The sequence below is a fragment of the Muricoprocola aceti genome (assembly GCF_025567005.1).
GTDB classification, from domain to species: domain Bacteria; phylum Bacillota; class Clostridia; order Lachnospirales; family Lachnospiraceae; genus Marvinbryantia; species Marvinbryantia aceti.
The window spans coordinates 16,665-30,556 of sequence record NZ_JAOQKE010000003.1; the positions used below are offsets into that span (position 1 = coordinate 16,665).

The following is a 13,892-nucleotide window of genomic DNA, read 5'->3' on the forward strand; positions in this document are numbered from 1 at the left end:
AAGGATTTTATAACATGACATTTTTATCAGGTATATTTTTTGTGTTTTTATTTGTAACATGTTTATTGTATTTTATTTTCCCACTGAAAGCGCGGTGGTTTGTGCTGTTGCTTTCCAGTGTGATATTTTATCTGTCCTGGGGCTGGCAGGCGTTGCCGGTGGTTCTGGTGACCAGCCTGATGGTGTATCTGGCAGCCAGAAGGATTGATACGATCTATGTGAAACAGGATGAGGATCTGAAGCGGGAGGGTATGACTCCGGCTGAGAAGAAGGAGTGCAAGCTCCGGGCAAAGAAACGGGCAAAGCGTGTACATATGCTGGTGTCTGCGCTGGTGATTCTGGTGCTGATCTATACCAAGACTGGAAGTAAGATCATGAACAGTCTGGGCAGTCTCCTGGGTTATGATGTACTAAATGCAGCAGGAGAACTGGACACTTCAGCCAGGCCAGCCTGGATGACAGTGATCGTGCCGCTTGGTATTTCTTATTATACGTTTTCTATGGTAGGTTATCTGGCAGATGTGTACTGGCGAAAGGATAAGGCAGAGAAGAATTTCCTGAAGTTCCTGACCTGGGTACTCTTCTTCCCGAAGATTCTCCAGGGACCGATCGCCAGACATAAGAAGCTGGGTGCGCAGATCAATGAGGGACATGCGTTTGAGTATGAGCGTGTGTGCTTTGGCGTGCAACTGGCGTTGTGGGGATATTTTAAAAAGCTGGTAATCGCAGACCGTTTGTCGATTTTTGTAAATTCGGTATTTGGAAATGTATATGGGGAAAGCGGCAGTCTGATCTTTGTGATTGCGGCAATCTTTGGAAGTATTCAGCTGTATTGTGATTTCTCCGGATGTATGGACATGGCGGGAGGATTTTGCCAGATCCTTGGCATTGACCTGGAAAAGAACTTTAACCATCCGTTTTTCTCAAAAAGTGCGGCAGAGTTCTGGCGCAGATGGCATATTACACTGGGGGCATGGTTTAAGGATTATATCTATATGCCATTGGCGATCTCTCCACGCATGATGAATATTGCAAAATGGTTCAAAACGCATGTAGGACCAAGAGCCAGCAAGAATGTAATGACCATTATCCCGACGATGATCGTCTGGATCCTGACCGGTCTGTGGCATGGAACCGGATATAATTACCTGGCATGGGGCATTTACTGGGGACTGCTGATGATCCTGTCGATTGTATTTGCGCCTGAGATCAAGAAGCTGACCAGGCTGCTTCGTATCAATACCGAAGCCAGAAGCTGGGGTGTGGTGCAGATGATCCGTACTTTCATCATCTTTACGTTTGCCAGACTGATCACGATCCCGGGCCATCTGCAGACTACCTGGGATATTCTGAAACAGATCTGCAAGCAGTTCGACATCTGGATCTTATTTGACGGAACGTTATTTAATTATGGACTGAACGGGAAGAACTTTTTTATGGCCATGTTGGGAATCTTTGTACTGTGGTGCGTCAGCATGCTGCAGGAGCGAGGCTCTGTACGGGAGATGATCGCCAGAAATAATATTGTAGTACGCTGGCTGATCTATTATGTGGCATTCTTCTCTGTGATCATCTTCGGTATCTGGGGAGCCGGATTCAGTAATGTGGCGTTCACATATATGCAGTACTAAAAAAATAAGTTGAATCCATGGTCATATGATTGATATCTGATCCAAATTCGACCCTGGAAAAAAAGAAAAGAGGTGAGTTCGTGGTCAGGGGCTGGGTATCTGCCCCAATCTGGCTTTTGGGACAGGGAGGGCTCACAAAAACACCTTGGCGAACTGGCGCAAATATGGTATGATGATTCCATCAGTATGGGTTCTGAAAGGCAGGAACCTTTATAAAAAGGAGATTTCGATAATGAGAGATAAAGTTTTAGAAGTATTAGAAGGGGAATTCCCGGAGATTGATTTCTTATCTTCTGATGAACTGGTAGATGACGGCATTCTGGATTCCCTGACACTGACAGGTATCATCGCAGCACTGACCATGGAATTCGGTATTACGATTCCATATGAAGAGATCATTGAAGAGAACTTCAATTCTGTAGATGGTATGGCTTCTATGGTAGAGCGCTTGATGGACTAGAAGAAGAGCGAATGAAGAACGGGCACTCCGGAAGACTGGAAACGAAATGTTTTCCTGAAGCCGGGGTGCTTTTGTCATATATGGAACTTCGTTCCAATATGACAAAACGCTCCGCGAAGATCGCACTGCGGCGGCATAGAAAAATGTCGCAGGAGCGACTCGCCGCAGGCGGAGAATCTCGCAAGCGAGATTCTATTTTATATAGGGAAATAACGTGTGTGGGAGGATAAATCATGTATCAGACAATTGTACAGGCGGTGCTGGCGCATGCAAAAGAGACACCGGATAAGCTGGCCATTGGATTTAAGAAGATTCGCGTAACATATGGGGAACTGGGCATACAGGTTCGTGCTTTTGCGCAGAAGCTGCAGCAGGAGTTCGGCATTGAAAAGGGAGATTTTATCATGATCTCTGCAGTGTCGAAGCCGGAGTATATCGTGGGATATCTGGCAGTGCAGTACCTTGGTGGAGTGTCGATTCCGATTGATAAGTCAGCCAAACTGGAGAATATTCTGGATGTCTATGAGTATGCACAGCCGAAGATCCTGCTGGCAGATGGCAAGGTGCTGCATGAGAAGATTCGTGTGGCATCTCTGAAAGGGGTATATGCAGACTGTCTGGAAATCCCGGAAGAGGAACTGACGGTGGCTTATCAGGAACACTCGGATGAGGAATTATCAGAGATTCTGTTTACCACAGGAACCACTGGAAAGCCAAAGGGAACAATGCTGAGTGTGGCGAATATCTATGCAAGCACACACAATACCTGGCATGGAGTAGGAATGCAGACAGATGATGTGGTACTGCTTCCACTGCCATTGAATCATTCTGTAGGAATGCGTGTTACCAGAACGATTTTCTATATTGGTGCGACTTTGATTTTGCAGAATGGATTTACCTTTGCACAGGAACTGGAGAAGAATATCGAAGGCTTTCATTGTACGGGACTGGTCAGTGTACCTGCTTCGATTGAGCTGGTTTATCGTCAGATGCAGGATAAGTTTGCCGGGATTATGGGAAACTTACGTTATATAGAGTTCGGAGCAGGGTCGCTTAGCTATGATATGAAGAAGAAGCTGGTGAATATGCTGCCAAATACGAAGATTGTCAATACCTGGGGTTCAACAGAGACTGGTGGAGCCATTTTCCTGATCGTATCAGAGAATCCGGATAAGCTGACCGCACTTGGCAAGCCGATCGAAGGCATCGAAGTGAAGACCGTGGATACAGAAGGAAATGAGATCACAGCCAGAGATATTGATACAGCTGGCCGTATGGTGCTTCGCGGAAAAATGCAGATGATGGGCTACTATCAGATGCCGGAGGCAAATGCACAGACGCTGGTGGATGGCTGGCTGTATACCAATGATATGGTATATCTGGACGAAGATGGCTATATCTATATGCTGGGTCGTGCGGATGATATCATCAATGTAGGTGGAGAAAAGGTATCTCCGGTGGAAGTGGAAAATATTGCACAGGAATTTGAGGAGATCAGGGAATGTGCCTGCATCGGTGTGGATGATCCGGATGGCATCCTTGGAAAAGTGCCGGTGCTCTATATCGTGCCGGAAGGATCTGCGGTAAATGAAGAGGAACTGACAAAGTTCCTGGCAGAACGAATGGAGCGCTATAAGCTGCCACAGCGTTATCTGAATATCCGGGAGCTTCCGAGAAATCGTATGAAGAAGCTGGATCGCAAGGCGCTGTACAGACGATGGGAAGAGAACGGAGATCAGCAGATGGTCAACGAAGTGGTGCAGAATATCTTATCCAGAAGAAGTATTCGTGACTTTACAGAGGAACAGGTGCCAAAAGCTGTTCTGGAGACGATTCTGCAGTGCGGTTATTATGCGCCAAGCGGACATAATATGCAGACCTGGAAGTTTACCGTGATCCAGAATGCAGAAAAGATCCATGCGTTCCGTCAGATTGTGGAAAAAGTGTCCAAAGAAAAGAAGGTGCACTTCTATGGATTTAATAATCCGAAGACTATCGTACTGGTATCGAATGACCGACGAAATGCAGACGGTATTCAGGACAGCTCCTGTGCAGTACAGAATATGATGCTGGCGGCGAATTCCTATGGTATTGGATCTGCATGGATCAATGCATTGATGACCATTTGCGATGAGCCGGAAGTCCGGGAAATGCTGCAGGGATTTGGTATTCCAGATACACATATCGTATGGTCTACGGTAGTAATGGGATATCCGGCAAAGGCAGGAAAAGAACTGGCGAAGAAGACAAATGTAATCAACTGGGTAGAGTAAAACGTATGATAGAAGCCAGCTATAGAACAATATGAAATAGTAAATGGGGCTGTCGCGAATAGACAGCCCCATAGTTGTGTTATTTTACTACCTTAATCTTTACAGTAACCTTTTTCTTAGATCCATCGGTAGCAGTGGCAGTGATCTTGGCAGTACCAGGTTTTTTCGCTTTGATTTTACCTTTTTTGCTTACGGTAAGAACCTTAGTATTGCTGCTCTTCCAGCTCAGCTTTTTAATGCTGGCCTTGGATGGAGTGAATTTGACTTTTAAAGTCTTACTCTTACCCACTTTCAGTTTAGCACCGGATTTCACATTGGAGAATGCCAGTTTTTTGACCTGAGTGCCACAGGTGATGGTAAGTGTCATCTTTTTCCCTTTTTTCGGGGTGATGGTGATTTTGACCTTTCCCGGACGTTTCGCTGTTATGATACCCTTCTTTGTAACAGTAGCCACTGATTTGTTGCTGGACTTATAGGTCAGACCGGAGAGATTCGATCCGGAAAGAACCCGGGTCTTTAGATTTGCCTTCTTTCCGACTGCCAGGAACAGGGATTTGGAATTCAGTTTCACATTGCTCTTTGCGGATGAAGTTCCTTTTACCGTTACCTGAAGAGTAACAGTAGTGCCATTGGAATTGGTACCTGCCAGAGTGGCACTGCCAGAACCAACGGCGTAGATCTGGTTGCCATTTACATAGGCAACGGATCCATTGGAGGAACGCCAGGTAAAGTTGTTATTAAATTTAAAGGTATATTTATCGCCTACAGTAAGCGTAAACTTTCCGGAGCATACAATGATGTCGCAGGTTGCAGTAGTACCATTATTTAAGGTAGCGGTAATGACTGCACTTCCATAGTTCTTTGCAGAAACCAGTCCGCTTTGGCTGACGGTGACGCAGGATGGATTGCTGGACTGATAAGCAATACCACGGTATCCGTTTTTGGCAAAAGCAAGCTGTAACTTTTTGCCTTTATTGATGGTATAACCTGGATTCTTGAAAGTGGCCTTTTGGGAAATATTCAGGTTTCCACGAAGCGCCACATCAGCAGCCAGGGACTGCAAATTCTGCTCAATCTGCTGAGACTGTGCAGATGTTTTTCCGTTTATAGCCGGATAATAGCTGATGCCTTCTGCGGATCTGCCAAATAAAGTAGAGTAGATACAGCAGGCGGATAAGTAGCTTCCGGCCACATTTGGATGAAGCCGGTCACCGGCGCTGTAATACAGATCGAGATCTGGATACAAGGTACGTTCTCTGGCAAAAGCAATACCGGATGGAGCCAGTGCACAGCCCTGCTGTCTGGCAGCAGCATAGTATACATTGGCAATATTCATCTGCTGCTGGTCGATATTATAAGCAGAAGACTTATAATCCGGTGCCCAGGTACAGTAGAGTACCATCTGAGCGCCAGCGGATTTGATCAGTGGAGCCAGTGTGGCAACTGCGTTCTTGAATTTATCTGGAATCGCAGTGGTCTCATCGCTCTTTCCCTGAAGAATAACATAGTCCCATTTTTGATATTTTAACTTGTTATACATCTGCTGGCTGACGTTCTTCTTGGCTTCCAGAGAAGGATAGCCATTTCCGGTTCCAGGATTCACATCGTCAGTCAGAGAGTTGCCGCCCAGTGTAACCGATTCTACCGTGGCATTGATACCGCTGGCCCGGCACAGGTTCTGCACCATGGCGGGGATATTGTTGGTATAGGTCAGACTGTTGCCGATCATGAGAATCCGCGGACTATTGGTGACAGGCTTGGCCTGATAGACAGGCCGGCCGCTGAAAAAGACGGTGGATCCGGCCGCGGAAGCCGGGATCGTCAGGATCAGCAACAATAGAGAAAACAGAACTACAGTAAATGATTTTTTCTTCATAACATGCTCCTCGTAATAAAACAAAATAACTATTAATCAGGTAGAGTATAGCAAAGTTGGAAAAGCGTGACAATAGTGTGAATAGTTTTTTAAGAATACATTAAGTATAACAGAAAAGTATGAGGAAAATATGATATAGAAAAAAGGATGTGCACGGTATGGTACACATCCTGGATATTATTGATTAGATAATTTATCAAACAGCTTATTATATCCCTGGTAAGTTCTTCGGAACTTTCTCCGGAGCTTGGCTAACTGTTCTTTTTCAGAGGTACCGCCATATGGTGGAAGCTTCTCTGAGAGTTCTGTCAGTGTATATGGTACCAGATCACTGTCAGGTGCTAAGATGTCTTTTAATGCCTGGAACAGTGTGCGGTAGACACTCATAATGAAGTCTTCATCTTTTTGGATGCCTTCTTTCATGATCTTCTCCAGAGTGTCAGCAACATCTGGAACGGAGAGATCTTCGGCATAAAGTACCCGATTGTCATAACCAATGTTGTGATAGAAACCACTGACCTTATTATTCCAGTTGATTCCAATAGAAGGCACATTCAAAGCAAAGGAAATGATGCTTGGATGCAGACGGCAGGAGACCACTCCATCGTAGGAAGCAATCTTTTCAGCCAGAAATTCAGGGGAATTCACATTAAAGATGCATTTTGCCGATGGCACATTATAGGTTCGAATCATATAGTCCAAAAATGCTTCATCGCCAAAATGACCGCTGGTCAGGAATTCGTAATCATAAACTCTTCGTTCCAGTTCAGCGGCAAGGTCGATCCAGAACTGCGCTGCTTTGGAACCTGGCAGATCAAAATGATTGTCCGTAAATCCGTTTCTTCTCAGAATAAAAAGTCCAATTTTTTTCGTAGAACCTGATTTCTCAGATAAGAACGGACGAAATACAGGACCGGCAAATACTGCAGGATCGGACACCGTATCCATCGGAAGATCAGGATTATCCGGTGAACGGAATTTTATCAAAGTATCAAAATTATCTCTGGTAGTGACCATCTTTACATGAGGCTGATTGATCGCCTCTATAATGCGGGCACATTTTTCATTTCCCTCATCGTAACGATCCACGCCAATGGCAGATAAGATAACCGGTTTGTCATATTCCCGGGCAATATCGATAGTGAGTGAGGTACGTTTATAGAAAGTCTGATACAGATAATTAAAAACAGGTGTACCGCCATAAATCACAATATCACTTTCCTGAATCAGTTGACGTGCATGATCCAAATGCGCTCCTGTAGGCTGGTCGTATGGCTCTTTTACAATGGTTGCAGGTTTACTTACAATTTTATAATTGGTAATATTCAGGTTCTTCATGATGGCATGAAGAATCGAAACATCACAGGCCTCAATAACCTGATCACCGACATTGTCGGAATCCTTATTGGTTAAGAGCAAAATAGTGTACGGATGACTGTCAGCGGAGTCATTCGGGGAATTGGTTTCCAGAAACTTTTTTGTATAGCTCTTTATGGCACCAATCAGGCCTCTTTTTTTAATATTTTCTTTAATAGATGTCAGATTCATAAACTATCTCCCAATATTATTTACACATAAGATGTTATTTATTATAATATATAGAAGACTGTTTTACCAGAAAAATAAATATGAGGCGGTTGGGGAAACGTGAAATTATCGATTTTTTATGTATATGAGAAACAAAATAAGCCGGAGAAGTTACTGCAAAACCAGAAATTGTCTTCCGATAGGATTCAGGTGCTGCCGATAAAGGGCCATTTGACAGAAACCGGGCAGAAGCAGGTGCTGGATCATTTGCCAGAAGCAGAAGGAGAATATCTGACAGTTTTATATGAAGGGGACAGACTTCAGGCAGGCTGGCTGGATCAGGCATGTGAGAAACTGGAACAGTCGAATATGGCTTTTGTGATGCCGTATATTTTCCCGCAGTTTGAATTAAAGAATAAGTGTGAATATTTTCGCACAGAGTCACGGGAAAACAGGGAGATAGATATTCGGGAAAATCAGCTGGTATTTCCGCTGGAGCTGCATGGACTTGTGCTTCGGACGGAGCAGGTTCAGAAGACCTGGAGAGAGTGTGATCTGGAAACAGAGAAGGAGAAGCAGCTGGTCTACGAGCTGTTAAAGAATCAACCGATATTTTATTATATGGGAGAAGCAGAACTGAAATATCTGGTGCCGAGAGAGCAGGATTTCTTTAACTGCATCAGTGTCCTGCAGAGAGAGTGGTATTATGATTCTTTTGAAAAGGGAATACTGCCGTTGCTGGAGCGGGAAGCTGAAAACGGAGAAGTGAATATGTTTCTTCAGTGTATGACCCTGCATATGGTGGAACTGAGACTTTGTGCCAATACAAACAACCGGAATAAGCATGTAATCTCGGAAGAAGAAGTACCGGAATATTATCGGTTACTGAAGAAAGTACTGGATTATGTAACGGTAGAGACGATCTTAAAGAATGAATCAGCTATGCTGAAGGTAGCTCAGAAGATGCGGATGTTTGTGGTTCGTCTGAAGGCTGGCAGGGAAAATTATTATCCAGATGTAAAGGGCAGCGCGGATAATATTCAGATGATGTTTGAAGGTATTCTATTTGCAGATATAGAAAATCTGTCCGTTCGAATTGAACTGATCAATTATGAGAATGGGAATCTGGAAATTGATGGAAATATCAATGATTTTATTGCAGATGCGCAGGGTATGGTATATGCCAGGTTCGATAATCACTGTATTCCGGTAATTTATAATGGGCGCTATGCGTTACAGAAGTGTTTTGGGGTGTCTTATTACCGAAATAAGACGTTTCATGTATCGGTGCCTGTGCCAGACAGTGAAAAAATAAGAAGTCTGACATTTGGTATGAAAGCAGATGATCATGAGTATGAGCTTCAGATGGATTTTCCAATGCAGACCAGCCGATTCTCTAAAGCATTGAATGCCGGCTACTGGAGATTTGGAAAATATATCTCTTATTGGAAAGATAATCAGATCTGTGTGGAAAAGTATACATGGATAAAGATGGTGAAAAAGGAATTGCATATGTGGAAGCAAATGTACTGCAAGACAAATGGTATGTTCCGGGATCAGCTTCCGCTTCGTATGCTGAATTTTCTGTGTCAGCCATATTTTTCCAGAAAGAAGATCTGGCTGTTTTTTGATAAGATCTATAAAGGGGGAGATTCTTCGGAATATCTGTATAAGTATGCACTGGGGCAGAAGGATGGCATTACAAAATATTATCTGTTGGATGAATCCTGTCCGGATTATAAGAGGATGAGGACAGAAGGTTATAAGCCGATTAAGAGAGGAAGTTTGATTCACCGGCTGGCTTTTTTGAATGCAGACATCATTGTTGCCTCCAATTCCACAATTTTTGCGTTCAACAATTATGAAGGAAGAAAGTCAGAACCGATTCGTGGACTGATTCATTCTGATACGGCCTGTGTACAGCATGGAATGTCGATCCAGAAGATTGCGCTGGCACAGCAGAGACTACGGGACAATACCAGATTATATTTCTGTGCATCAAAGTATGAGATTGAGAATCTGTCTAAGCCAGTATATGATTATGAGGGCTATGATGCGCTGAAGCTGACAGGGGTGCCACGGTATGATGGGTTAAAAGACCGAAAGGAAAAGGTGCTGCTGTTCTCACCAACCTGGCGTATGAATTCCGTTCTGCCTGCTTATCACGGAGAATCTTATGCCAGAGATTATAACCCGAATTTTAAAGAAACCAGCTATTATAAGGTTTATAATGGGCTGCTAAATGATCCGCAGCTTCTGGAAGCAGCCAGAAAGTACGGCTATCGGATTCAGTATGTACTGCATCCGTTGATCAGCCCGCAGTATGAAGATTTTACACAGAATGATCTGGTGGAGATTATACCGTCTACCGGAGAGATGAGCTATGAGAAGCTGTTTTGTGAAGCGGCTTTGATGGTGACGGATTTCTCAGGGGTACAGTTTGATTTTGCCTATATGCGCAAACCGGTGGTTTATCTTCATCATGAGGATATTCCACAGCATTACGAAGAAGGAACGTTCCATTATAAAACCATGGGATTTGGTGAGATCTGCCATACCAATCAGGAACTGATTGATATCTTGTGCAGATATATGGAACATAACTGTGAGATGCCGGAGGAATACCGTGCACACGCAGATGATTTCTTCTATTATTCAGATCATCACAACTGTGAAAGAATCTATCAGGAAATGATCAAATATCAGAACAGGAAAGAAAAAAGGTAATACAACAGGGGGCGGTTATGGCACAGATCTATTCTGTTTTAAGAACAGAGGAGAAGACAGACGGATACAGAGAGGATATACAGAGTAAGCTAAGCGGCATTACGGCTGATTTTGCAGTACTGGCCGCTGTGGAAGATGTGTTCCCGGAGGCAGATCTGCAGGCTGCCTGTGCCTTTGCGCAGGAGAAACAGCTGGATGCGGTGATGCTGGAATGCAGCTATGATTGCGGTGAGGAGACCACGAAAGCTACAGCAAAGTCCGGGAAAAAGAAAGTTGGTGTGCAGAACAGTGGGAAGAAGGCACAGTCAGAGGCGGTACCGAAGGGCAAACTTGTGCATCTGGATAACATGGAAGAATTTTCTTCCATGCCGGATGACTATGACGCAGTGGTTTACCGTAAGACTGCACTGTTAGAAAATCTGCCAGATCCGGAACATGGATATGAAATGAATGCAGATCTGTTTTACCGTGTGGCAGAGAAGAAGATGGCTGTTGGCTATCTGACAGGCACAAAGGTACAGATCGGACATCCGGAGAAAAAAGACATCAGCCGCAATCCAGATAACCGGAAAGCAGACTGGTATCTGGACAGATTCGCCGCACACTGCCACGGAACGCTTCAGCGTTATCATGAAAAGCTTCCAGCCTATATGCAGCTGCATCTGGTGCGAGAACTGATCATTCGATTCGATACAAATAAAAATCATCATGACAAACACGTACTGGATACGTCAGGATTGAAGGAATTCTATGAGCTGGTAAGTGAAGTTCTGCAGAACATAGAGGATGAATGGCTGATTTCCGGAGCAAAGATATGGAAGGATTATCGCCTGTCCTTTGCACTTCAGGAAAAGCTTCTGCATCTGAAGTATATGGATCTTCAGGAAGAATATATTCTGGTGGATCCTGAGAAAGAGAACCGGGGATTGCGTTATCCCACCAGAATTCTTATCAATGGCAGACAGATGTCGAATCAGGTACTGCCGAAGGTGTGCCTGGATGTGGTAAATGAAGAAAAGGATGCACTGGTACTGGACTTCTCCTGCCCGTATTTCCTGAAAGATTCTGCGATTCGCTGGGAGGTATTGTGGAATAAGAAGCCGGTGGAAGTGCAGGAGACACAGCGGTACAATGAGACAACTTATTTTGGACAGGCAGAGTATCGGGGGTATACGTTCCGGCTGATTCTGCCGAAGAAGGATTTTCAGAAGAAAAATAAATTGCAGTTTGTGCTGAATATAGATGGAAAGAAGATTCCCCATCCGATTATTACAAGGCGTTTTACTTCCAGAATTACCTCGAAGCTGAACTGTTCCTACTGGTGCTTTGATCATTATGTGATGACTTTTGATCGGGGAAAAGTGAAGCGTGCAATTCTGATTGAAGAATGCAGTGGACTGGAACATCTGAAGAGGGAAGCAACATTCTGGGTCGATATTCTGAAAAAGACGGTGAAGAAGATGGATACCGGACGACCGGAGATGTTGAAGGAACGTTTCTGGTACTGGTTAAGTTATCCTGTTTATCATAAGAAAAATATCTGGCTGACCTTTGATAAGATCTATAAAGGCGGCGATTGTGGAGAATATTTTTATAAATATTGCGTCAGCAGAAAGGATACGGACGTAGTGCCGGTATATCTGATGAATGAAGAGGCAGAGGATACGAAGCGCCTTCGCCAGGAGGGCTATCGGCCACTGATTCACGGAACCAGGAAGCACCGCTGCATATATCTGCATGCAAAGATGGTATTTGCCACTCATGCTGGTCTGTATAATTTTAACGGAATCAGTGATGAGGAGATTCCGTATCTGCAGGATCTGATCTCGGCTGATGCGGTTTGCATTCAGCATGGTCTGACAGTGCAGGATCTGGCCTTCAATGCTAATCAGGCATTTAATAACAACAAGCTTTACTACTGTGCTTCCAAATACGAAGTGCAAAACTTACGTCAGCCGCAGTATGGATATCTGGATTCGTCAGCGATCCGGCTGAAAGGTCTGGCCAGATTTGACGGACTGATCAACCGGGATCAGAAGCAGATTCTGATTACACCGACCTGGAGAAATTATATTGCTCTGTGGCCAAACGGAAAAAATGAGTCCCGGCCATATTCAGAATTGTTTAAAAAGACAGATTATTATAAAATTTATAACAGACTGATCACAGATGATAAACTGCTGGAGACGGCCAGACGAACTGGCTACAAGCTGATATATCTGGTGCATCCGAATATTGGAGAACAGGCTGTGGACTTTGAAAAGAAGGACGGCGTGGAGATTATCTCTGCTCTTGGTGTCAACTATGAGAAGATCCTGTGTGAATCCAGCCTGATGCTGACGGACTATTCCGGCGTACAGTTTGACTTTGCGTATATGAGAAAGCCGGTGGTTTATTATCATCCGCCAAAGCTTCCACCGCATTACGTGGAAGGGGGATTTTTCTACGATACACAGGGATTTGGAGAGATCTGCACGGAACATCAGCAGCTGGTGGATACTTTATGCGATTATATGGAACATGACTGTCAGCTGAAGGATTTCTATCGTACACGGCAGGATGATTTCTTTGCATTCAGTGATCATGACAATTGTAAACGTATATTTGAAGATGCCTATACATGGCAGAAGGAGAACAGATAGATGGTATCAGCAGTGATTTTTGCAGGGGGCGTGGGTGCCCGCATGAAGTCTCAGGACATCCCGAAGCAGTTCCTGATCGTAGATGGTAAGCCGATCATTATCCGAACACTGGAGGTGTTCAGCGAGCATCCGGAGGTGGATGAGATCGTGGTGGCCTGCCTGGAGAGCTGGATTCCGGTCCTGGAAGAGCAGGTGGCAAAGTTTGGGGTCAAAAAGATCCGGGCGATCGTACCGGGAGGCGCAAATGGACATGGTTCCATTCACAATGGCCTCATGAAGGCAGCGGAAACTGCTCAGGGGGAAGATATTGTATTGATCTGTGATGGTGTGCGCCCAATGATCACCAGTGAGCTGGTGTCGAACTGCATCCGGGAGGCAGGAGAATATGAAAATGCAGTGCCGGTGACACCGAGCATCGATTCGGTATTGGAAAGCTTTGACGGACAGACCTGCCGCAAGAGCTACAAGCGCAGTAATATGTTCATTACCCAGGCACCGCAGGGATATACATTCCGCAAGATTCTGTGGGCTCACGAAGAGGCTGAAAAACGTGGAATTACGAACCCGACTTCTTCCGCAGAATTACTTCTGGAGCTGGGAGAAGATATCCATATTTTCCTCGGAGAACGACAGAATATCAAGGTAACTACCCCGGAAGATCTGTATACATTACGTTCCGGTTATTATTACAATCGTTACCGGGCATTTGCAAAAGAGGAGCTGCAGAACGATCTGTCACTGTAGCATACAAGGAGG

At 44.6% G+C, this 13,892-nt stretch carries 8 protein-coding genes; 6 read left to right on the forward strand and 2 right to left on the reverse strand.

The annotated features are described in order from the left end of the window. Positions 1 to 14: 14 nt before the first annotated feature. The 3 genes from OCV47_RS03975 to OCV47_RS03985 all read left to right on the forward strand — a co-directional run bounded on the left by OCV47_RS03975 (position 15) and on the right by OCV47_RS03985 (position 4,364). Positions 15 to 1,631, forward strand: a complete 1,617-nt coding sequence (locus OCV47_RS03975) for an MBOAT family O-acyltransferase (RefSeq protein WP_262653945.1) — start codon at positions 15 to 17, stop codon at positions 1,629 to 1,631. Positions 1,632 to 1,863: 232 nt separating this feature from the next. Next, positions 1,864 to 2,091 carry an acyl carrier protein gene (locus tag OCV47_RS03980; protein WP_256299768.1) on the forward strand — a complete coding sequence of 76 codons (228 nt, stop codon included), beginning with the start codon at positions 1,864 to 1,866 and terminating at the stop codon, positions 2,089 to 2,091. Between the two features lie 233 nt (positions 2,092 to 2,324). Further along, a complete protein-coding gene (locus OCV47_RS03985) occupies positions 2,325 to 4,364 on the forward strand; it encodes an AMP-binding protein (RefSeq protein WP_262653948.1) in 2,040 nt (679 codons plus the stop codon). Between the two features lie 79 nt (positions 4,365 to 4,443). Here the strand turns inward: OCV47_RS03985 and OCV47_RS03990 are convergent, their stop codons facing one another. After that, on the reverse strand, positions 4,444 to 6,240 hold the full coding sequence (locus OCV47_RS03990) for an Ig-like domain-containing protein (protein WP_262653949.1): 1,797 nt from the start codon (positions 6,238 to 6,240) through the stop codon (positions 4,444 to 4,446). 177 nt (positions 6,241 to 6,417) lie between these two features. After that, complete coding sequence (locus OCV47_RS03995; RefSeq protein ID WP_262653951.1) at positions 6,418 to 7,788, reverse strand: polysaccharide pyruvyl transferase family protein; 1,371 nt, start codon at positions 7,786 to 7,788, stop codon at positions 6,418 to 6,420. Positions 7,789 to 7,887: 99 nt separating this feature from the next. On the opposite strand from OCV47_RS03995, the gene OCV47_RS04000 reads away from it, so the two are divergent. Genes OCV47_RS04000 through OCV47_RS04010 form a run of 3 tightly spaced genes read left to right on the forward strand, consistent with a single transcriptional unit; the run spans position 7,888 to position 13,880 of the window. Then, entirely contained in the window at positions 7,888 to 10,494 is a 2,607-nt protein-coding gene (locus OCV47_RS04000) for a CDP-glycerol glycerophosphotransferase family protein (RefSeq protein WP_262653954.1), read from the forward strand. Between the two features lie 17 nt (positions 10,495 to 10,511). Next, a complete protein-coding gene (locus OCV47_RS04005) occupies positions 10,512 to 13,136 on the forward strand; it encodes a CDP-glycerol glycerophosphotransferase family protein (RefSeq protein ID WP_262653956.1) in 2,625 nt (874 codons plus the stop codon). Further along, a complete protein-coding gene (locus tag OCV47_RS04010) occupies positions 13,137 to 13,880 on the forward strand; it encodes an IspD/TarI family cytidylyltransferase (protein WP_262653958.1) in 744 nt (247 codons plus the stop codon). Positions 13,881 to 13,892: the final 12 nt, after the last annotated feature.

What these genes read in the sequence shown, in the direction of transcription:
- OCV47_RS03975 (WP_262653945.1), top strand. Translation starts at nt 15, where the DNA reads ATGACATTTTTATCAGGTATATTTTTTGTGTTTTTATTTGTAACATGT.
- OCV47_RS03980 (WP_256299768.1), top strand. Translation starts at nt 1,864, where the DNA reads ATGAGAGATAAAGTTTTAGAAGTATTAGAAGGGGAATTCCCGGAGATT.
- OCV47_RS03985 (WP_262653948.1), top strand. Translation starts at nt 2,325, where the DNA reads ATGTATCAGACAATTGTACAGGCGGTGCTGGCGCATGCAAAAGAGACA.
- OCV47_RS03990 (WP_262653949.1), bottom strand. Translation starts at nt 6,240, where the DNA reads ATGAAGAAAAAATCATTTACTGTAGTTCTGTTTTCTCTATTGTTGCTG.
- OCV47_RS03995 (WP_262653951.1), bottom strand. Translation starts at nt 7,788, where the DNA reads ATGAATCTGACATCTATTAAAGAAAATATTAAAAAAAGAGGCCTGATT.
- OCV47_RS04005 (WP_262653956.1), top strand. Translation starts at nt 10,512, where the DNA reads ATGGCACAGATCTATTCTGTTTTAAGAACAGAGGAGAAGACAGACGGA.
- OCV47_RS04010 (WP_262653958.1), top strand. Translation starts at nt 13,137, where the DNA reads ATGGTATCAGCAGTGATTTTTGCAGGGGGCGTGGGTGCCCGCATGAAG.